The 19,268-nt window shown below is 33.7% G+C and carries 23 protein-coding genes and 1 tRNA gene; 5 read left to right on the top strand and 19 right to left on the bottom strand.

Going from position 1 to position 19,268, the window contains the following annotated elements:
* The first annotated feature begins 17 nt into the window (after positions 1-17).
* The 4 genes from IJL02_RS00120 to IJL02_RS00105 all read left to right on the top strand — a co-directional run bounded on the left by IJL02_RS00120 (position 18) and on the right by IJL02_RS00105 (position 2,413).
* On the top strand, positions 18-623 hold the full coding sequence (locus tag IJL02_RS00120; RefSeq protein WP_342765163.1) for a biotin transporter BioY: 606 nt from the start codon (positions 18-20) through the stop codon (positions 621-623).
* Positions 624-672: 49 nt separating this feature from the next.
* Positions 673-1,059, top strand: coding sequence for a DUF1284 domain-containing protein (locus IJL02_RS00115; protein ID WP_292807884.1), 387 nt, complete (start codon positions 673-675; stop codon positions 1,057-1,059).
* A gap of 67 nt (positions 1,060-1,126) precedes the next feature.
* Positions 1,127-1,198 (top strand) — tRNA-Gln (locus IJL02_RS00110).
* A gap of 30 nt (positions 1,199-1,228) precedes the next feature.
* On the top strand, positions 1,229-2,413 hold the full coding sequence (locus IJL02_RS00105; RefSeq protein ID WP_292807882.1) for an ATP-grasp domain-containing protein: 1,185 nt from the start codon (positions 1,229-1,231) through the stop codon (positions 2,411-2,413).
* Positions 2,414-2,681: 268 nt separating this feature from the next.
* Here IJL02_RS00105 and IJL02_RS00100 read toward each other — a convergent pair whose 3' ends face one another.
* The 10 genes from IJL02_RS00100 to IJL02_RS00055 all read right to left on the bottom strand — a co-directional run bounded on the left by IJL02_RS00100 (position 2,682) and on the right by IJL02_RS00055 (position 12,031).
* Positions 2,682-3,368 carry a V-type ATP synthase subunit D gene (locus IJL02_RS00100; RefSeq protein WP_292807880.1) on the bottom strand — a complete coding sequence of 229 codons (687 nt, stop codon included), beginning with the start codon at positions 3,366-3,368 and terminating at the stop codon, positions 2,682-2,684.
* Between the two features lie 27 nt (positions 3,369-3,395).
* Positions 3,396-4,784, bottom strand: a complete 1,389-nt coding sequence (locus IJL02_RS00095; protein WP_292807878.1) for a V-type ATP synthase subunit B — start codon at positions 4,782-4,784, stop codon at positions 3,396-3,398.
* A 2-nt stretch (positions 4,785-4,786) separates the two neighbouring features.
* On the bottom strand, positions 4,787-6,529 hold the full coding sequence (locus IJL02_RS00090; RefSeq protein WP_292807876.1) for an ATP synthase subunit A: 1,743 nt from the start codon (positions 6,527-6,529) through the stop codon (positions 4,787-4,789).
* Entirely contained in the window at positions 6,526-6,843 is a 318-nt protein-coding gene (locus tag IJL02_RS00085; protein WP_292807874.1) for a V-type ATP synthase subunit F, read from the bottom strand. The genes IJL02_RS00090 and IJL02_RS00085 overlap by 4 nt, the downstream gene beginning before the upstream one ends.
* The gene (locus IJL02_RS00080; RefSeq protein WP_292807872.1) at positions 6,840-7,994 is read right to left on the bottom strand and encodes a V-type ATP synthase subunit C; all 1,155 of its coding nucleotides are present in this window, start codon (positions 7,992-7,994) and stop codon (positions 6,840-6,842) included. The genes IJL02_RS00085 and IJL02_RS00080 overlap by 4 nt, the downstream gene beginning before the upstream one ends.
* A gap of 15 nt (positions 7,995-8,009) precedes the next feature.
* The gene (locus tag IJL02_RS00075) at positions 8,010-8,621 is read right to left on the bottom strand and encodes a V-type ATP synthase subunit E (protein ID WP_292807871.1); all 612 of its coding nucleotides are present in this window, start codon (positions 8,619-8,621) and stop codon (positions 8,010-8,012) included.
* Positions 8,622-8,634: 13 nt separating this feature from the next.
* Entirely contained in the window at positions 8,635-9,120 is a 486-nt protein-coding gene (locus IJL02_RS00070) for a V-type ATP synthase subunit K (protein ID WP_069573492.1), read from the bottom strand.
* Positions 9,121-9,185: 65 nt separating this feature from the next.
* Entirely contained in the window at positions 9,186-11,189 is a 2,004-nt protein-coding gene (locus IJL02_RS00065; protein ID WP_292807869.1) for a V-type ATP synthase subunit I, read from the bottom strand.
* Between the two features lie 11 nt (positions 11,190-11,200).
* Positions 11,201-11,515, bottom strand: coding sequence for a V-type ATP synthase subunit H (locus IJL02_RS00060; protein WP_292807867.1), 315 nt, complete (start codon positions 11,513-11,515; stop codon positions 11,201-11,203).
* Between the two features lie 165 nt (positions 11,516-11,680).
* Positions 11,681-12,031, bottom strand: a complete 351-nt coding sequence (locus IJL02_RS00055) for a hypothetical protein (RefSeq protein WP_292807865.1) — start codon at positions 12,029-12,031, stop codon at positions 11,681-11,683.
* A 63-nt stretch (positions 12,032-12,094) separates the two neighbouring features.
* Between IJL02_RS00055 and IJL02_RS00050 the strand changes: the two genes are divergently transcribed.
* Entirely contained in the window at positions 12,095-12,424 is a 330-nt protein-coding gene (locus tag IJL02_RS00050) for a hypothetical protein (protein ID WP_292807863.1), read from the top strand.
* On the opposite strand, the gene IJL02_RS00045 is transcribed toward IJL02_RS00050, so the two are convergent.
* The 9 genes from IJL02_RS00045 to IJL02_RS00005 form a co-directional block, all read right to left on the bottom strand.
* On the bottom strand, positions 12,414-12,752 hold the full coding sequence (locus IJL02_RS00045) for a hypothetical protein (protein ID WP_292807861.1): 339 nt from the start codon (positions 12,750-12,752) through the stop codon (positions 12,414-12,416). The two genes, IJL02_RS00050 and IJL02_RS00045, sit on opposite strands and share 11 nt — an antisense overlap.
* Before the next feature lies 1 nt (position 12,753).
* Positions 12,754-13,263, bottom strand: a complete 510-nt coding sequence (locus IJL02_RS00040) for a nitroreductase family protein (RefSeq protein WP_292807859.1) — start codon at positions 13,261-13,263, stop codon at positions 12,754-12,756.
* A gap of 1 nt (position 13,264) precedes the next feature.
* Positions 13,265-14,065 (bottom strand): citryl-CoA lyase, encoded by an 801-nt coding sequence (locus IJL02_RS00035; protein WP_292807857.1) that lies wholly within the window; start codon positions 14,063-14,065, stop codon positions 13,265-13,267.
* Positions 14,066-14,109: 44 nt separating this feature from the next.
* Positions 14,110-14,982, bottom strand: coding sequence for a fumarate hydratase (locus IJL02_RS00030; protein ID WP_292807854.1), 873 nt, complete (start codon positions 14,980-14,982; stop codon positions 14,110-14,112).
* 4 nt (positions 14,983-14,986) lie between these two features.
* The gene (locus IJL02_RS00025) at positions 14,987-15,889 is read right to left on the bottom strand and encodes a peptidase (RefSeq protein WP_292807852.1); all 903 of its coding nucleotides are present in this window, start codon (positions 15,887-15,889) and stop codon (positions 14,987-14,989) included.
* Position 15,890: 1 nt separating this feature from the next.
* Positions 15,891-17,300 carry an MmgE/PrpD family protein gene (locus tag IJL02_RS00020; protein ID WP_292807850.1) on the bottom strand — a complete coding sequence of 470 codons (1,410 nt, stop codon included), beginning with the start codon at positions 17,298-17,300 and terminating at the stop codon, positions 15,891-15,893.
* Positions 17,301-17,379: 79 nt separating this feature from the next.
* Positions 17,380-17,871 (bottom strand): hypothetical protein, encoded by a 492-nt coding sequence (locus tag IJL02_RS00015; RefSeq protein ID WP_292807849.1) that lies wholly within the window; start codon positions 17,869-17,871, stop codon positions 17,380-17,382.
* The gene (locus tag IJL02_RS00010; protein ID WP_342765162.1) at positions 17,871-18,773 is read right to left on the bottom strand and encodes a DUF3100 domain-containing protein; all 903 of its coding nucleotides are present in this window, start codon (positions 18,771-18,773) and stop codon (positions 17,871-17,873) included. Before IJL02_RS00010 ends, IJL02_RS00015 begins: the two co-directional genes overlap by 1 nt.
* Positions 18,774-18,841: 68 nt before the next feature.
* Positions 18,842-19,268 (bottom strand): hypothetical protein (locus IJL02_RS00005; RefSeq protein ID WP_292807846.1); only part of this gene is annotated, 427 nt, incomplete at its 5' end.

Below are 19,268 nucleotides of genomic sequence, written 5' to 3'. Positions count from 1 at the left end.
GGAGGTAAAAAATGAATATCAATATGGAAAATTATTACAGTACCAGAAAAAACGTTTTTGAAAGAATTCAGGACTCTAGTACTGCAACTAAATTGCTCATGTCACTTTTGATGGCATGTTTTACAGGTATAATGGCTCAAATCATTATTCCACTCCCATGGACTCCAGTTCCAATAACTGCACAAACTTTTGCAGTATTATGTTCTGGTTTATTCTTAGGTAAAAAGTACGGTTGTTTAAGCCAAATCCTATATATTGTGCTTGGAATTGCTTTCATTCCTTGGTTTGGAGGCATGACCGGTGGACTTGAAATATTTTTAGGTTCAACATTTGGATTCTTTGTAGGATTCGTAATAGCATCATACTTTATAGGATACATTACTGAAAGATATGCAAAAGCACGTAATTTTACAAGAATGGCAATCGTTATTGGAATTGCAAACTTTGCATTAATATATATTCCAGGATTAGCTGGCCTTGCATTATGGTCCGTTTTGACCCAAGGAACAACATTAGGTGTTGTTGATCTTTTAATGATGGGTCTTGTTCCATTTATTGCAGGAGATATTGTAAAGATATTAGGTGCAGCTTCAGTATCTAAAGTATTTTTACCAAAAGACTAAAAAAAAGTTTTTAAACTTTTTTTCTTTTTTTATTATTTTATTGATTTAAATGAAACTTATTTTAAGAGGACATCATCTGTTGTGTCTTAAAGGTTTTCAGGGATACGGATATGATGAAAACTTTGTAGAAAATATGACTGATGTCAATGTGAAAAGAAAACAAACTGCAACTTCAATTATCCTTACAAATTCCCCTGATGATATCTGTAAGGCATGTCCAAATCTAAAGAATGGAATATGTATTAATGAAACACAAAATGAAAAAATTGTTAATATGGACGGGGAAGTTTTGAAAAAATTTGAAATTGATAAAGAATATAATGCAGTTGAATTATTCAAAAAGGTAGATGCAATTTTCAATACTAAAGATAGTGTGTCTAAAATTTGTTTTAATTGTATCTGGCATGAAAAATGCTTATTTTATCAAAAATTATAATTATACCGATAGGTTTAAATACTACATGAATAATATATATTATTGTTGTATATGTGCAACATATTATAGTCCCGTAGGGTAGTGGTAATCCTTCTAGGCTTTGGACCCGGAGACGGCGGTTCGACTCCGCTCGGGACTATTTCTAATTAACTATTTTTATTGATAATTTATGGAAAAGCTGTTACTTATTGGAATTGATACAAGAAGTATGCTTAACAGTGCATTGAAATTAGATTACGAAATATTTTCCACAAGCTATTTTTCCTCATCAGATACACCTCAAATCAAAAATCAGAAGATTATTTTAAATGAACAGGAAAATCAAAGCTGCGGTATTTTTGAAGATCAATTCAATAGTGCAAATATTTTAGAAATTTCTAAAGATTATCTGGACGACGTGGATTATATAATCCCAATTTCAGGCATTTCACCATCTGATTTTTCAAACAAACACAAAAAGAAGATTTTGGGAACAAAAGATGTTGAAAATATTGAAGACAAATACCGATTCTATAAAAAAATCAAAGATGAATTTTTAACTCCTAAGAGTTTTAATGTAACTGATATAGATGAGGCATTTGAAATAAGTGAAAATTATGAAGACATTCAATTTATTTTAAAACCCCTTCAAGGAAGTGGAGGGTATGATATTAATCTAATAGATAATGAAAAAGAACTTCAATTTAATGATGGTGAATTCATATTGCAGGAATATATACCGGGAATCAGTTTAAGTTCATCACTGCTTGCAAGCAAAAATGATGCTAAAACAATAATCAATACACGATTACTAACCCAACATGATTTTGAAAAAAATAACAGTTTCATATATGTTGGTAATATTCTGCCTTTAACTAACGAATCTGTTATGGCAGATGTTAGAGATATCGATGAAATAAACAGTGAAATGGAAATTGCATCTGAAAAATTAGCGCAAAAATTTAATCTGATTGGATCAAATGGCGTAGATTACATTCTAAATGAAAATGGATTATATGTTATAGAAATTAATCCGAGAATACAGGGAACATTTGAATGTGTAGAAAAATCTTTAGGCATCAACATGTTAGATGCACATATCAAAGCTTGTCAGGGAGAAATTATAGAAATTCCAAAACCAAAATATTATTCCTATAAAAAAATAATTTATTCCCCAAACCGAAACAAATTCGAAAAAATAGATTTAAACAATATTTATGACCTTCCTCATATCGGTTCAATCACTGAAAAATCAGAGCCATTACTAACAATAATTGATAAAGATAGTGATTTTGAAAAATTATATGAAAAAGTAGAATTAACAACTCAAAAAGTTCAAAAAGCAGCTAGAAAAAGCCAACTAGGTGTAAAATAAATAATATTACTCCCAATGTAATCATAAAAGTAGTTGCAACCATCCCATAAGTTATCCAAACAAATACTCTAGCCTTATTATCCGGGTCTTTCATAAATTGGTCTATAGGATTCCTTTTCATTTTAACACCGATTTTCTTGAATTTCTAGTAAGAAATTTTTTTACAGTAACTTTATAATAAAAATTATTTTTAAAAATAACAATCAAATTAACCTTTAATTAAAAAAATAAATAAAAATAGAAGAAAATAAAAAGATATGAGAAAAAATTAAGCTTCTGCATTAGAAGCTTCTTCAGCTGCTGCAGCAGCTTTTTCATTCTTCTCAATAGTTGATCTAATCATTTTCAATCTAACGAAGTTTTCCCTTTCCATTTCTTGGAGTCTCATATCAATATACTTTTCAGTATTTTGGAATCTTGGAATCATAATATGTTCCAAAGCATTAACTCTACGTTTAGTAGCTTCGATTTCTTCAGCAAGCAGATAAATTGTTTTTTCCACTTCACCGAGCTCGATTAAATACTTAATAGATTCCTCGAATTTTTTAGCAGCTTCGTCTAATTGAATTGTAGTATCAGAGAATCCGTAACCCCTATCAATAATGGACCTTTCTTCCATTTTGACATCAGTTACAGGTACTGAAACACCCATAACACTTCTTGAAGTAATCTCAACATCAATAGATTCCTTAACAGATAATGCTGCTTTTCTAACAGCTAAATCACCCATTGCAATTTGAGCTTCAAGTAAAGCATCATTTGCTTCTTTTAGACTTAATTCTGCGTTTTCACGAATACCTTTGACACGATCCAAGATATCAAAAAACTCTTTAATTAAAGCATCTCTTTTCTCTTTAAGCAAACCATGCCCTTTAACAGCAAGTTTTGTCCTATTTTTAAGAGATAATAATTCCATACGAGTTGGATTAATTCCATCTATAATATCTTGTGCCATTTAATCACCTACATTACTGCAATGATATTAGTCTTTTGGAAGGTATTGTTCAACAAATTCTTCTTTAACCCTTTTGAGTTCAGATTTAGGTAAGATTTTAAGTAAACTCCAACCAAGATCTAAAGTTTCAAAGATAGTTCTGTCTTCATCTTTACTTTGAGTAATGAACTGGTCTTCAAATGCTTGAGCAAATTCTAAGAATTTTTGATCCCTTTCAGTAAGTGCTTCTTCCCCTACAACCGCAACGAGGTCTCTTAATTCACGACCTTCTGCATATGCAGAATAAAGTTGGTCAGATACACCACTGTGGTCATCCCTAGTTTTGTCTCCGCCGATACCACCACTCATCAAACGAGAAAGTGAAGGAAGTACATCTACAGGAGGGTAAATACCTTTACGGGAAATTTCCCTACTTAATACTATTTGTCCTTCAGTAATATATCCAGTTAAATCTGGAATTGGGTGAGTAATATCGTCTTGAGGCATAACTAAGATAGGCATTTGAGTAATTGAACCTTCTTTACCGTCAATACGTCCTGCTCTTTCATAGATACCTGCAAGGTCAGTGTACATGTAACCAGGGTAACCTCTTCTTCCAGGTACTTCTTCTCTTGCTGCAGAAATTTCCCTTAAAGCTTCACAGTAGTTAGTCATATCTGTTAAGATAACTAATACTTGCATACCTAAGGTAAATGCATAATATTCAGCAGTAGTTAAAGCCATTTTTGGAGTTAAGATTCTTTCAATAGCAGGGTCGTCTGCTAAGTTCATGAATACTGTTAATTTTTCCAAAGCTCCAGTACGTTCAAAGTCTCTCATAAAGAAGTTTGCTTCTTCGTTTGTAATACCCATAGCTGCGAAAATTACTGCGAATTCATCGTCAGCTCCTAATACTTTAGCTTGTCTTGCAATCTGTACAGCTAAATCGTTGTGAGGTAAACCAGATCCTGAGAAAATAGGAAGTTTTTGTCCTCTTACTAATGTGTTCATTCCGTCAATGGTAGAGATACCAGTTTGAATAAATTCTTCTGGGAATTCACGAGAAGCAGGGTTCATAGGAGCCCCGTTAATATCTAATTCTTCGTCAGGAATAATTTCAGGCCCACCGTCAATAGGTTTACCGATACCGTTAAAGATACGGCCCATCATGTCTCTGGATACACCGATTTTTGCGGTTTGACCAGTGAATCTGGTTTTGGTATCTTTAGTGTTTAAGTCATTAGTTCCTTCGAAAACTTGAATAACAGCAACATCTTTAGTTACTTCAAGAACTTGTCCACTTCTTTTTTCACCAGTAGGTGTTTCAATATCTACAATTTCATTGTAACCAACGCCTTCTACGCCTTCAACAACCATTAAAGGACCTGAGACTTCAGATACAGTAGTATATTCTCTAGTTTTAATATTTGTATTCATTTTTAAGCCTCACTGCATTGTTTAGTAATTGCGGATTGAATTTCAGCGATTTTTGCATCAAATTCATCTTGTGGTATATATTTCATTTTACCGATTTCTTCTTTAACAGGTAAAGCTACAATGTTTGCAATTGGTGCTCCTCTGTTAACAGCTGCAAGAGATTCTTTGTAGAATAAAAGGATAGTTTTTAACATTTTGTATTGTTTATCCGGTGCACAGTATGTGTCTACATCATCAAATGCATTTTGTTGTAAGAAATCTTCTCTTAACATACGAGTAGTTTCTAAAGTAGCTTGGTCAGTTTCAGGTAATGCATCAGGACCGACTAATTGTACAATTTCCTGTAACTCGGATTCTTTTTGTAATAATCCCATAGCTTGGTCACGAGTTGCTCTCCAATCTTCTGCTACGTTTTCAGCCCACCAGCCTTCAATACTGTCTACGTATAATGAATAACTTTGTAACCAGTCAATTGAAGGGAAGTGACGTTTATCCGCAAGAGATGCGTCTAATGCCCAGAACACTTTACAGATACGTAATGTGTTTTGAGTAACAGGTTCAGATAAGTCCCCACCAGGAGGTGATACTGCACCAACTACAGAAATAGATGCAACATTTGGTTCACTACCAATAGTTTTTACTCTTCCTGCTCTTTCATAGAATTGTGCTAATCTGGATGCTAAGTATGCAGGGTAACCTTCTTCCCCAGGCATTTCTTCTAATCTTCCAGAAATTTCCCTCATAGCTTCTGCCCATCTTGAAGTTGAGTCTGCCATAAGTGCTACATCGTAACCTTGGTCACGGTAGTATTCAGCAATAGTAATTCCAGTATATACACATGCTTCACGAGCTGCTACCGGCATGTTGGAAGTGTTTGCAATAAGAACAGTTCTGTCCATCAATGGGTTACCGGTTTTAGGGTCGTCAAGGAATGGGAATTCAGTAAGTACTTCAGTCATTTCGTTACCACGTTCTCCACATCCGATATATACAACGATATCTGCGTCAGCCCATTTAGCCAATTGTTGCTGTGTAACAGTTTTACCTGATCCGAAAGGACCTGGAATAGCTGCTGCTCCTCCTTTAGCTACGGAGAAGAAAGTATCTTGTGCTCTTTGACCAGTTACTAAAGGTATATCTGGGTCTAATTTTTCAATGTATGGACGGCTTCTTTTTACCGGCCATTTTTGGAGCATTTGAACTTTTTCTCCACCAACAGTAGCAATATCATCTAATACAGTGTATTCGCCTTCAGCAGCAATTTCAGTAACTTCACCTTCGAGGGTTGGAGGTACCATAATTTTGTGTAATACAGCAGTGGTTTCTTGAACTTCACCAAGAACGTCTCCACCTTGTAAGACATCTCCAACTTTAGCTACAGGTTTGAAAGCCCATTTTTTCTCTTTGTTTACTGAATCTACATCAATACCTCTTGCAATAAAATCACCAGATTCTTCTCTGATGATTCTTAATGGTCTTTGAATTCCATCAAAAATGGAACTCATTACACCTGGAGCAAGTTCTACTGACAATGGACCTCCTGTACATTCAACTACTTCACCCGGTTGGATACCGGCTGTTTCTTCATATACTTGGATAGTTGCGGTGTCACCTTCAAGCTCAATGATTTCCCCGATAAGCTTCTCGTCACCTACCCTAACCATCTCAAGCATCTGAGCCCCTCTCATACCATCTGCGATAATAACAGGCCCAGCAATCTTAATAATTTTTCCTTCAATAATCATTTAACCATCTCTACCCCGATAACTCTTTTAATAAGCTCATTTATTTGATCAGATGATCCTCCTGAGGACCCATCTTTATCAGGTATTTCAATTATCATTGGTAAAACATTTGAACCAATTTTTCTATTAATGTGTTCTCTTATCTCATTAGCCATTAATTGAGTAATGATAATAATTGAAATTTCTTCATCTAAAAATTTATCAAAAGCCGCAATAGCTTCTTCAGCAGAGTTAACAACTTCTGCTTTTTTGACACCACCTAATCTAAATCCAGATACTGTGTCAATATCACCTATAATTGCTACAGAACTCATATTAACATCTCCATGATTTTTGAATTAGGGAAGTCTGCTTCTCTTTTTGCTCTTGCAATAATTTTTAAATTTTTAATTTCATTTTCTTTTTGACTTAAATAACCAATAATTGGACCAATACCTAATGGTTTTTTAGAAGATAAAGATTTAGCATAATCGGAAGCATATACATCCAATGCTTTTTCAAATACAGCAACTGAACCAGTTTCGTTGTAAACTGGCATAGCATCAGTTAATGCATGTGCATATTTTGTTCCTTCTAAACCGGATATTACATTAGTAACATCAGGAGATTCCATTAAATCTTTAAGTTTCCATTCACGTAATTGGTATCCTTCTTCTAATATATAAGGAGAGATTGCATCATAATCAAGACCATCTTCTTTAGCCCTTATAATTAGTTTAAGATTAGCTACATCAACTTGAGTTCCAACATATGCATACATAATTTGTCTGTTTTCATCAGCAGGAACATCAGAAGAACGTAATAACTTGCCTAAATAATATTTATCTAAAGCAGATTCTAATGGAAGAATCATATTAGTGTCTTCATATTGTGGAAGAGCATCTTCTAAAGCAGCAGAATATTCAGTACCGTCTAAACTTGTAACAATATCAGTTACACTGTCAGCATCAGCCAATGATTCTAAATCGGAGTATAGAGATCCGCAAGGAATTAATAATTCTCTTGTTTCTTCTGGACTGAGACCGACTTCCTTAGCAGTTAAAAGACTTTTAATGTTATCTATATCAGTTTTTTTAGACATGATAACAAAAGGATCTTTTACTTCCTTAGGAGCTAATCTTGCAACAAAGTCATAAGTATTAGCACGTTCAACATCTAATGCTTTATCAAGAGGATATTCGTCAAGAACATCAGCATATTCAGGAATACCTTTGAGATAGTTTTCAACTTCTTCAACATTGTTTGTTTCAACAATTTCAGAGAGTTGTTTTTCGTCAAATAATCTTCCTTTTCTTGCTCTTACTCTTGCACTTGGGTTAAGATAAGGATAAATGTCCAAAATTGGTCTAGATGCAATGATTACAACTACTGCACCAACAATAAGAACTGCAATTACACAGAATACAAGAAATGTTTCTTGTGTAAGTCCAACAGAACTTATTAATGTAGCAATTTCATCTGCCATAATTTATCCTCCTAATTATTTAAATAAAACTTCAGCAACTTCACTACGTAACATACTTTTAAATCTATCTAATCTAGCTTCAATAGTATTATTTACTTCAATATCTCCATTACTTGTTTTTAAAACAGCTCCACCTATAGCATCAATAGGTTCACCTAAAGTAAAAGTAATGTCCTCAATTTGGAAAGTAGAGACTCCTGAAAGTTGATCTTTCATGTTTTGTGTATCTTTTTCATTTAATTGTAAGATTAAATCTTTACTACCAATTTCATCTGTAGCTTCTTTAATCATTTTACTTAATGAATCTTTATATTCATCATCATCGGAAGCAGCTTTAGCTTTAAGAGCATCAGTAGCTTTTGCAAATGCCGCTTCAATGACTTCTTCTTTAGCGCCTAATTCAGCTCTACGAGCATTCATCTTAGCTTCAGAGATAATTTGCTGATATCTCATTTCAGATTGTTTTTTACCATTATCTGATATTTTAGCTTTTTCAGCTTCTGCAGTTTTTTCAGCTTTTGCAGTAATTGATGAAACTTCTGCATTAGCTTCTTGAATGATTACATCAGCTTTCCCTTGGGCTTCAGACATAATGCTTGAAACAATTTTATCTGTGCCTGAGCTCATATAAATTGCCTCCTTAACCTAAGATTCCACCGAATACCATAAGTAAAATAGCAATCAAGAAACCGTAAATAGCTTGTGTCTCTGGTAATGCAGAGAAGATAATACCACGAGCAAACATATCATTGTCTTCTACAATAGCACCAACGGAAGATGCTGCTGCCATACCTTGTCCCATACCGGAACCTAAACCAGCGAAACCAATGGATGCACCTACACCAATAGCTACAATACCTGCTTCAGTAGGTAATCCTTGTCCTCCACCCAGTAATCCTGAGAATACTAATAATAAGATTGCAACCAAGAAACCGTAAATAGCCTGAGTTTCTGGCAAAGCAGAGAAAATAATACCTCTTGCAAACATGTCATTGTCTTCTGCAACTGCTCCTACAGAACCAGCAGCTGCCATACCTTGACCTAAACCGGAACCTAATCCGGCAAAACCAATTGCTACTCCAGCACCAATAGCTGCTAAAGCAGTACCTAAAGCAATTTCTACCATATTTAATTCACCTTTGAAATAATATTGATTTTTAAATTTTGTTTTAAGATATAAATGAAAAATTTTTAATTTTTAAGTTTTGTAAATGTTCTTTTTGCTTTGAAAGCTTCGAATTTACCTTTACCTTCCATGAAGAATTGTGAGAAGAACTCTACATAGTTAAGACGTAAAGCGTTAATAAATGCACCTAATACTTGGAAAGCGAAGTTTGCAATATGACCGAATATGAATATGAATATTGCCAATACAATACCTGCATATGGAACCATACCATTAATCATTTGAGCTAAGATGTTTACTGTCATAGCAATACCACCTGTAGCTAAACATAATGCTAAAAGACGAGCATAAGATAATACATCTCCCATGTAACCGAAAATATCCATTACACCGTATGCACCGTTAGCCCATACTAACATTCCAATAGTTGCAATAATTAAAATTCCACCTAATGCCATACCAATCATACCGATTGCAGGCATTAAATATCCTAATGCAAGGAAAATTATTCCAGCTTCAAATACAAACCAACAAATTTGAGAACCAATAGCTTCTTTAACATTACCGTATCTTAAGTTGTTGATTGCACCTAAGATAAATCCGATGTTTGTGTAAATAAGACCAACTGCGATAGCTATAATCAAAATAGTATCAGGATGTTTAAATGCTTCAACCGCACCAACAACGGTTGGTAAACGGAAACCAGCTAATCTTTCCGGGAAGTCCCCAATAAAACCATTGGTTATTAAACCCAGTATAACGGCCCACAGACCAGACCAGATTAAAATCCAACCGAATGAATGCATTGATTCTTTAACTTTTCCAAGACCTTTTAGCAATACTACACCAATAGCAGATACTGCTAGACCATATACTGCATCGGTTAAACAGAAACCGAAGAAGAATGGGAATGTGATTGCAACAAATATTGTTGGATCAATTGCATTGTAACGTACCGGTGAGTACATATCAACAAGGTATTCGAAAGGTTTTGCATACCATCCGTTTTGTTGTAAAACAGGAACATTTTCATCATCTGTACCTTCAACCTCTATTGTTTCAAAGGCACAATGTCCATCAGAACTTTTTTCAACTAATTGTTCAACTTTTTCGACATCCTTTTCAGGCACCCAACCTTCAAAGATGTAAGCATCTTTAGTTTGAACAAATGATGAAAGAATTTCGTTCTTTTCTTTTTCATTCTCTAATTGTTCTTTGAGAGCTAATACATCATCGTCCCATTGTTCAGCGACTGCTCTTAATTCTTTTTTAACAGCAGCACGTTCTGAATCAATTGTTAACAATCTGGAATCAGCGTTTGAAATAATCTGTTGAGGAGTACCTTCAACGTTTCCTATTTCAACTTTCTCAAAGTCAAATTTACGAAGTGTTGAATAAACTTCATCACTATATTCTTTTAATGTCACTACGGTGATAATTTCTCCTTCTTTATCTTCCGCAGGAACAGTAAATACTTCTAATTCATCTGTCAAGTTACTTAATTGATTTTTGATTTCTGAAGTAGATTCAGCATTAATCCTACCAACAGTAGTAGAAGTGTACTTTGAATCTTTTAAAAGAGCTAAATCCATGTCAAAATTGGATAAGTGCTTAGCCAAACTTTTATTAGACTTGAGTTCACTTGTTTCAGCGTCGAGTGCGGCTAGTTTTCCTTCAATAACATGTGTTTTAGACTCCACCTGAGCCAATGTATCTTCAGCTTTTTGAATAAAAGCTTCAGTATCTAGAGCTTCAACTTCTTTTTGAACAGGCATGTCTGGACTAATAAAAGACATTAATGTATCTTTTAACCCATGGCCTTCTGATAAAGAATTTCCTAATAGTTCAGATATACCATTTGTTTTCATAAGAAGAGAAGATATCTTACCAGTGTATGGAGTAGCTTTTGCCGGAGTTACTAATTCCGCTAATTCAGGATCTTGCTGAATGCTATCAGAAATATCACTGACTTGTACAAGCCCAGATTCGTGGAGAGCATCCACTGTAGGGGCTACATACTTATCAAGTGTAACAATTCTAATTTTACGCATTCTAGCTGTCTTGAACATATAATCTCACACTACAAAATATTTTTGACAATAATTGAAGCAGCATTATCTACATTTGCCATAGCTTTCTCTTTTAAAGCTGCAACATCTTTTTCAGACTGTTGAGCAATAGATTGTGCTTCTTCTTTAGCTTTATCTTCTGCATCAAAAACAGTATTTTTCGCTTCTTCTTCTGCTGCGCTTTTAGCTGCGGAAATGATTTCCTCAGCTTTTACATTAGATTCAGCAATTAAGTCTTTAGATTGAGACTCTGAATCAATAATGAGTTGCTCAGCATCAGCTTCAGCTTTTTTTATCATTGCGATTGCGTCTGATATCTCTGCCATAATAAATCACCATGGTGTATTTATTTTTATTGTGCAATATATATATCTTTTACTATTTAATATTTGTAAAAATAGCTGAAATTTAAATTAGAATAAAAAAAAGTATTCAAATTTTAATATTTAGATAAAAAAATTAAATAAAAAAAATAATAAAAGAAAAATAAGCTATCTATAGAACCATTTCAATATACTAGGAGGTAATTTTTCTAAATACGCAAGTATTGCTATTATTACTATGATTAAACCCACTATAAGGAGTTCTATATTGTATGGAAAATCCAACAACATATACCCTGCAACACCAATAACAATTCCCTCAAAGAAAAATACTGCCTTGGTCCAACCAGGGTTAAGCATTATTATTAAATAAGCAATTCCAATTAAAACCAGTATAATTGCAGTTGCAATAACATTATTTGTTAGTGGCTCGTGTCTTAAAATTGGAGATAATCCCCAAATAATTAACACCAATGCCAACATTACCCCTAATAATTTAAACATTTTTACATTTGCCATAATAACACTTACATTTAGTTATAACTTCATAATATTTATACCATCACATTTAGATGAATATACATGGATAGAGCAGTTTGGATAATTCTTAACAAAAATTTTTCAATTACCCTGGACAGTGAAATAAAGGATAATAAACTAATTGATAAGAAATTCTCACCAGGAGAAGATATTTGGACAGATGAACTGCCAAGATTAGGTTTTAGTGACGAAAATGTCCAAAAGGACTACGATGAATTCTTATCAGACATAATTACATTATTTACAGAACCTAGTGTTGATGAAGTGTTTATCAATGCAAAAATAGGTGAGGAATCCGAATATTTGAACAGTGAAAATCCATTGGTAATAAGAAAAATAGAAGAGTATAGTGTAGATGAAATCATAGAATAGCATTAGCTTTACTTAAAACTTCATCCATACTATTGAATTCTAAAGGAGTGCCTTCGTCTGAAACTTTTTCAGTAGTAATTAACACGTGTGGAGAAGCCCACAGATAGGAGTACATAAAATACCCAACATTAATGAAAATAAGTAATGAAATCGTGGATAAAGCCAGGATTAAACATACTACGTGTATTAATGGATTTCCATATCTTCTTTTTCTCATCAATATAAAGTCAGAATCCTGTTCAACCAACTTAAATTTTTTTTGAGATAATTCTTCAGCAATGTTTTCCATCTCTTTAGAATTATCTGCACTCAATATTAACAATTTCATTTTAATCAATGTAGACTACAAATTCATCCAATTCCTTTCTAGGAGTGTCCCTTGGCTCAGCGTTTCCGTAACCTAAAGGAGTAAATAATATTGGTTCTTCGTTTTCTTTCAAGTTTAAGAATTTATGAGCTTCATATTTCTTAAATGCACCAATATAACATGTGCCAAGACCTACATCCTGAGCTGCAAGAATCATATGATCCATTACAATTGTTGCATCAATATCTGCAATGTTTCTTCCATCCCATGGTCTTGTCCAAGCCTTATCCATTATGGCAACGACGCACAACACATAAGGAGCTTCGGTAAACCATTTTGCACCATAAATTTTAGACAGGTCTTCTTTGTATTTTTTAGCATCAATAACATAAACTTTAAAGGCCTGTGCATTAATGCCTGTTGGTGCAATTGTTGCTGCTTTTAGAACATATTCAAGTTTTTCATCTTCAACAGGTTTATCCAAATATCCTCTAACACTATATCTTTCATTAATAACATCTATAAATTCCATTTTATCTTCCTCCATCATATATTATGTCATCCAAATCGCAAAATCTTCTAAATTCCTCTTCATCCATCTTCTCTTCGTGAATATGTGCAATAATACCAGGTAACCTTCCAATCATGAAAACTCCCAAACCCAAATCTGGAGAAAATCCCAAATCAGATAAGATTGCTGCATTTGCACCGTCAACATTGAGTCTGATTTTCTTTTTTTGATAAATTAAGTCTTCAACAGCCAAAGCCAGCTTAATATGCGGACCAATAAAACCCTGCTTAATTACAAGTTCCATCAGTTTATCTGCCCTCGGGTCTACATTATGATACCTATGGCCAAAACCTGGCAATTTTTTATCACCGGACATATACTCATTATATATGTCAATAGCCAAACTGGCAATCTGCTTGTTGTCAATGTTTGAATCATCAGTTAAATAAAGGGAATTAATCCTTGACTGGTATAGTTCCATTGTTTTTTCAATTGCACCAGCATGCTTATGTCCAAAAGATAATAATGCTCCCGCCACTGCAGAATTCAATGGAGAACCTGATGATGCAACGAGACGGGCAGTCTGAGTGCTTGGAGGGGTTGCACCATGGTCACAGAATGAAACTAAAACCTGATTAAATATTTTTCCTTCCTGAACTGATGGCAATCTCCCTTTTAACATTAAATAAACCATGTCACTATATCTGATTTTTTCTATCAAATCTCTTTGATTATAACCTCTGGTAACAATCTTATCTGTTTCAACACGAGATATAGCTGTTTTTAGAGAATGGGAATTTACCCTAAAATTATTATCATTCATTTTAATGTACCTTTTTTACTTAATTATTTTTAAATTTATAAACATTACAATTTTAATGTTGCTACTCTTGGCTCAACAAAACATGACGGTCTAACTGCAACTATCCTAACACCACTTGCCCTCTGGTTACCAATATTTACATAAGAGCCTAAAACAGTAGTCTTGCCGCCTAAACCCAAAGGACCAATACCAGTTTCGTTTAGTTTATCACTGACATACCGTTCAACATCACTTAGATTATCCAGATTTCCATATGCAATCGATTTCAAAAGAAGGGCATTAGCTTCATAGTGTGTTCTTCCAATGCCAATTGATGGGATTGATGGAGTGCAACCAAGCAAATTTAATGAATCGGATAACCATTCGCATGCAGTATCGATTACATTATAAAAAGAACGTTTATGATAAACTCTGTATGTTTTAGCCCTAATCTCAGGACCCCCGCCTTCTAAGATAAAATGAATATTTAATGTGTCCGGAGATATGTCTCTTTTATAGCTGGACTCATCAGTATGACAATCAATTAAAACCGATGCAGGTTTAAGCATCCCCGGTTTTTCATATAACCCCATATTTTGTTCTATTCGTTCTATTTCATTGCCTTTTACTGCCATAGGCCTTGCGGGAAGATTGTTCAATCCCAGTTCAATTCCTTCATGAATCTGATTTAACAATTCACCAGAAATTTCTCTTTCACATCCCATCTCAATAATTACATGTGGAATGCCAGTATCATCACATAACGGAAATTTTGTTTTAAAAGCAACATTATAATTTTCTAAAATTTGTGATAATGCCCAACGGGCATTTTCATTATCTTCAACATCAATAGCTCTTTTTAAAGCATTTAATTTATCATCACTTAATTTTGTTGATGCATCAATTATTGATTTGGAAATATCTTGCAAAATATCCATAAAATCACTCAGGAACTGATAGGTCACTGGACTGATTAGGAGACGCAATTGCATCAGGACAGTAACTGTCAATCATTCTTTTAACCAGCATCACTTGTTTAATACGAGCTATTGCTTCTTTTTCTGTTGTATCCCAATTATGATTTGCCGCAACAGAACCTCCAGTTTTTAAATAAACTGGAGATGCAACATCAATGAATTTAGGAACTTCATAATGCCTTATAAAACCGCCAGTAGATTTTGGATTTTCAGTGTGAAGATCAATTGAAATGTCTATTGATTTTCTAATAGCAGCAATCATCGGAATTTGCAAATCCCTAACAGGATTTAAAGAGTTAAGACCCATATCTTCAAGCAATTTTGCTGAAGCAGGGTTTGAATGACCTGCATGTGCAGATAATTTAAAATGAACATTATTTGGAAGTTCACCTTCAGAGCGCATCTTATTTAAAACCCAAAGCAAACCTTCATCATAGAGCAATATTCCCCTTACTCCAATATTGCAGGCTCTTTTTACATCTTCAATTGCATAAACTAAATTGTCATAACCTCTAAGACGATATCCGATTCTGCTTCCCTCTTTTGTATGTACTGTGGCTGAAGTATCATATGTTGCTCTCGGACCAACAGATAAAAATAACTCACAACCGTAATCAATAGCCAAATCCACCATTTCTTTAATTTCACTGTCAGTTAAAAGCATTATTCCTTTTGTTTGAGTAACCCTATGAATAAAAACATTGTTCTTTAAAGATTCTTTTAAAAGTGCACTCATTGTTTTTGGAGATTGTATTCCAGGAACCTCAAAACGATACTGGCCACCATCCCCAAATCGCTTAGATGATTTAAAATCACCAGATGGTTCTTCGATACCTATTTTTTTTAAGAATTCTTTCGTATTATTCATATTACCTACCATTTAATTTTTCAACAACATATTTCATAGAATAATCTTCCAGTGAATCAATAACCGTGAGGTTTCTTATATCATAAAGAGGATTATTGGATTTGAATTTATCTATCAATTCACTTAACTGATATGGATTTTCAAAGTCTCCTTTTGGAAGCAATGTGAGATTTTGAAATACTCCATTTCTAAACGCCTTATCCAATTTAATAATAACGTTTGAAGGTCTTTTTTCAGGATATAATTCATTCAATTTATCATCGGAAAGAATAATCATCCTATTGACTAAATTTTTAATACTGTTTACCTTATCTACAGTAGAATAATTATCCAAAAGACCATATTCAATAAGTTGATTAATATCGTCAACTGTAACCTCTCCAACGACCAGTGATATTGCAACAGCATACGGAAGTGATTGCTTTAACTCCTCCACATTTTTAGGATTAAAATTATTATGTTCCGCTGCAACAGAATATGTTTTAACAGCAATATTTTCAATATGGTCATACTCCTCACCAATACTTGCTTTCAGTTTTAACGCAGTATCTATTGAAGAGTGAATATGCCTGCAAAATGGATATTTTTTAAAGTATATGTCTCTAACCCTGACTCTGCCAACATCCTTCAAAACACTTTCAAAAGAAAAATCATCCGGAGCATATCCATCATCATACACCATTGTTTTTAAAAATCCTTCATTTCCTTCAAAAATTGTCTCACTACCAGTAAAACCGTTTCTTGCAAGAGTTGCAGATAAAATTCCATTATAAACGGCCTTACCTACGTGAAGTGCCTTGCCCATTGATCCTCCATGGTCAGATTCCAAAAGTCCTGCAGCCTGAGTTCCGCACAAACCCAAAGCGTTTAAAATTTGTTCATCATCAAGTTTAAGTAGTTTTGAAGCAACAGCTCCTGCAACAAATGTTCCAATTGTACCAGTGGTATGAAATCCCTTATCTCTGTGCATGGGATTTGCAATTTTACCAAGCAAAATTCCAACTTCATAACCTACCATAACTCCCTCTAAAAACTCTTTTCCACTTAAATCATGACTTTCGGCAATGGCTAATGCTGTTGGAAATATCACTGCTCCCAAATGAATCTGAGCACCTCTATGACCATCATCCAACTCCAATACATGAGCAGAAACACCATTTAAAAAGCCGGCACTAAGAATGTCAGTTTTTAAATTTCTTCCAATAACTGAAGCTTTTAAATTTAACTTAAAGTTTCCTGAAAATATTTCTTCAACTGTATTGAATGCCATTTTAGAAGCATTTTCATCGGATCCCCTATAGGTTACCCCAAAAAAGTCTAAAAAAGCAGCTTTTACAGTGGTGATGGATTCCACAGTTGCTTGTTCATAGCGATAGTTTGAAATAAATTTAGAAATATTTTTTAAAAACATAAAACACCTATCTTAATATATGTCAAAAGTAGTATTAAAAATTTAATGTGTGTGAAAAAGAGATATTTAAAAAATTGATTTAAACCGCAGGAACACCAGTTAAAACCAGTACAATATGAGCAACAATAGCTGCCCCGTAGTATGTTGATGCAATGACCAAAACGGTTATGACAATTGCTCTCCAGCCCAGTGCCTTAAATTCATCCCAACTTTTACCCATACCAATACCGACATAAGCTAAAAATACGGTAACAATAGATAAAAGTTCCACTTTTGAGACATAATATAAAACAAATTCTGATGTTGGCATTCCTGGAAATGCAAGTAGAATACCGAATACACTGATGTACAGAATTGAAGAAATGTTGAACGGCAAATATCTCTCTAGCCAAACACCTGCAAGAGTAATAACGGACAATATTCCCATACCAACCAATGAATCCGCCATAGGATGTTTATAACCCAAATTATTTCCTATTACAGTAATGATTGAAAATATCACCAGCAATAAAATCCAATTGAAAATACCATGAACTGTAACATTTTCAGATCCATCAATTAAATCAGGCATTATTCATCCTCCTTTTTTTCCGGAACAAGTGCTTCCCTTCCTATTTTTGGTTCTAACCAGTTGTACATTTTTTCAGTTAATGGAAGTGCAACAAATATTACAATGTAGATTCCAACACAGAATGAAAGTAAATTACTGAATCCTGCAAATGCTTCAATTTGAGTTTCCAAACCAGGAAATGCTGCAAGAGTAGGTCCAATAGCCGCTGCATTCATACTAGCACTACCCACACCACTTGCCATTGCATAAGCATATGGGTGAAGAGGTATGAAAGATAGGGAGAAAGTAACCAAGAAACTAATAAATATTGTACCTATTACAGTACCTATAATAAATATTGCAAATACTCCTCTTGATTCAGGAGAATTAAACCCGAATTTATCCACAACAACAGCCACATTCGGTTCACGACCAATGGAGTTTGTCATACCGATAGCTTCTTTTTTAAATCCTAAAAGCAATGCGATTGGAAGAACCAATATTGTTGCTAAGTGACCCAATTCCTGCAATATTAAAGCAGGACCCATTTCAAAAATAAGACTGATTGATTGACCACTGGAAACAGCCAATTTTGCAATTAAAACACCAATAAAAAGCATCATTGCCCCTTCAGCAATACGGGCCTGTTTTCTTTGAATCCATTTAATTGGTTTTGCCAGATAGAAAACAAGACCTAAAATAATTGTGTAAATTAATGGCATTATAGTAATTGCAACATCCTTTGTGAGTGGAATCTTAATAGTACCTATCAATTCAGCGATAATAACTAAAATAAGCACAGTACCATGTAATTTATAATCTCTCCAAGGATTTTTCTTCAAAATCCTCTTATCCGTTTTTTCACGGTAAATATGTTCTACTTGACCATCCTTATTCGGAATATGAACCCACTCCCAAACGATGAAAATATTGATATGATAATATTTTCTTCAAACATATTATTTAAATTTATAACATAAAATCGACTCTTTCAAAAACTTTGTTGATTTTCAAAATCGTTTTTGCGATTGTCATTCCAAATTAGATCTCTGCGATATATTCGTTTTAAAACGCCTCGTTTGGTCTTGAATGTTCGTTTTCTGGATTTTGGCATTGTTTTTTGAAAGGCATTTTCAATTTTGTTACTTGTTTTTTCAATTCGTTTATCTTTTAAGTGGTGAATGAAGCTTTTATATCTTGGAAAGATTGATTTTCTAATTATTTTATAAATAACTGGATGAAAATCATCTTTACTATTAATTAATGAGTGTACTTCGTTTTTGAATTCATTATAATCATTTAAATCGAATAAATCTTTGATCATTTTCAGTTGTTTGTGACATTCTTGATATTCTTCGTCAGAAATATGATTTCTGTCTTTAAAAGTTTTTAATTGTTTATTTAAACTTTTTTTAGTA

Origin of the sequence: Methanobrevibacter sp. (assembly GCF_017427765.1) — an archaeon.
Taxonomy (GTDB): Archaea; Methanobacteriota; Methanobacteria; order Methanobacteriales; family Methanobacteriaceae; genus Methanocatella.
Note: the sequence above shows the minus strand (reverse complement) of the source record. Positions and strands in the feature narration are given on the sequence as shown.

Excerpts from the sequence above, each read along its gene's own strand:
- IJL02_RS00035 (WP_292807857.1), bottom strand. The coding sequence starts at position 14,065 with ATGAATGATAATAATTTTAGGGTAAATTCCCATTCTCTAAAAACAGCT.
- IJL02_RS00015 (WP_292807849.1), bottom strand. The coding sequence starts at position 17,871 with ATGCCTGATTTAATTGATGGATCTGAAAATGTTACAGTTCATGGTATT.
- IJL02_RS00055 (WP_292807865.1), bottom strand. The coding sequence starts at position 12,031 with ATGGCAAATGTAAAAATGTTTAAATTATTAGGGGTAATGTTGGCATTG.
- IJL02_RS00075 (WP_292807871.1), bottom strand. The coding sequence starts at position 8,621 with ATGAGCTCAGGCACAGATAAAATTGTTTCAAGCATTATGTCTGAAGCC.
- IJL02_RS00070 (WP_069573492.1), bottom strand. The coding sequence starts at position 9,120 with ATGGTAGAAATTGCTTTAGGTACTGCTTTAGCAGCTATTGGTGCTGGA.
- IJL02_RS00100 (WP_292807880.1), bottom strand. The coding sequence starts at position 3,368 with ATGGCACAAGATATTATAGATGGAATTAATCCAACTCGTATGGAATTA.
- IJL02_RS00090 (WP_292807876.1), bottom strand. The coding sequence starts at position 6,529 with ATGATTATTGAAGGAAAAATTATTAAGATTGCTGGGCCTGTTATTATC.
- IJL02_RS00105 (WP_292807882.1), top strand. The coding sequence starts at position 1,229 with ATGGAAAAGCTGTTACTTATTGGAATTGATACAAGAAGTATGCTTAAC.
- IJL02_RS00040 (WP_292807859.1), bottom strand. The coding sequence starts at position 13,263 with ATGGAATTTATAGATGTTATTAATGAAAGATATAGTGTTAGAGGATAT.
- IJL02_RS00085 (WP_292807874.1), bottom strand. The coding sequence starts at position 6,843 with ATGAGTTCTGTAGCAATTATAGGTGATATTGACACAGTATCTGGATTT.
- IJL02_RS00095 (WP_292807878.1), bottom strand. The coding sequence starts at position 4,784 with ATGAATACAAATATTAAAACTAGAGAATATACTACTGTATCTGAAGTC.
- IJL02_RS00060 (WP_292807867.1), bottom strand. The coding sequence starts at position 11,515 with ATGGCAGAGATATCAGACGCAATCGCAATGATAAAAAAAGCTGAAGCT.
- IJL02_RS00050 (WP_292807863.1), top strand. The coding sequence starts at position 12,095 with ATGGATAGAGCAGTTTGGATAATTCTTAACAAAAATTTTTCAATTACC.
- IJL02_RS00080 (WP_292807872.1), bottom strand. The coding sequence starts at position 7,994 with ATGGCAGATGAAATTGCTACATTAATAAGTTCTGTTGGACTTACACAA.
- IJL02_RS00115 (WP_292807884.1), top strand. The coding sequence starts at position 673 with ATGAAACTTATTTTAAGAGGACATCATCTGTTGTGTCTTAAAGGTTTT.
- IJL02_RS00020 (WP_292807850.1), bottom strand. The coding sequence starts at position 17,300 with ATGTTTTTAAAAAATATTTCTAAATTTATTTCAAACTATCGCTATGAA.
- IJL02_RS00045 (WP_292807861.1), bottom strand. The coding sequence starts at position 12,752 with ATGAAATTGTTAATATTGAGTGCAGATAATTCTAAAGAGATGGAAAAC.
- IJL02_RS00065 (WP_292807869.1), bottom strand. The coding sequence starts at position 11,189 with ATGTTCAAGACAGCTAGAATGCGTAAAATTAGAATTGTTACACTTGAT.
- IJL02_RS00030 (WP_292807854.1), bottom strand. The coding sequence starts at position 14,982 with ATGGATATTTTGCAAGATATTTCCAAATCAATAATTGATGCATCAACA.
- IJL02_RS00025 (WP_292807852.1), bottom strand. The coding sequence starts at position 15,889 with ATGAATAATACGAAAGAATTCTTAAAAAAAATAGGTATCGAAGAACCA.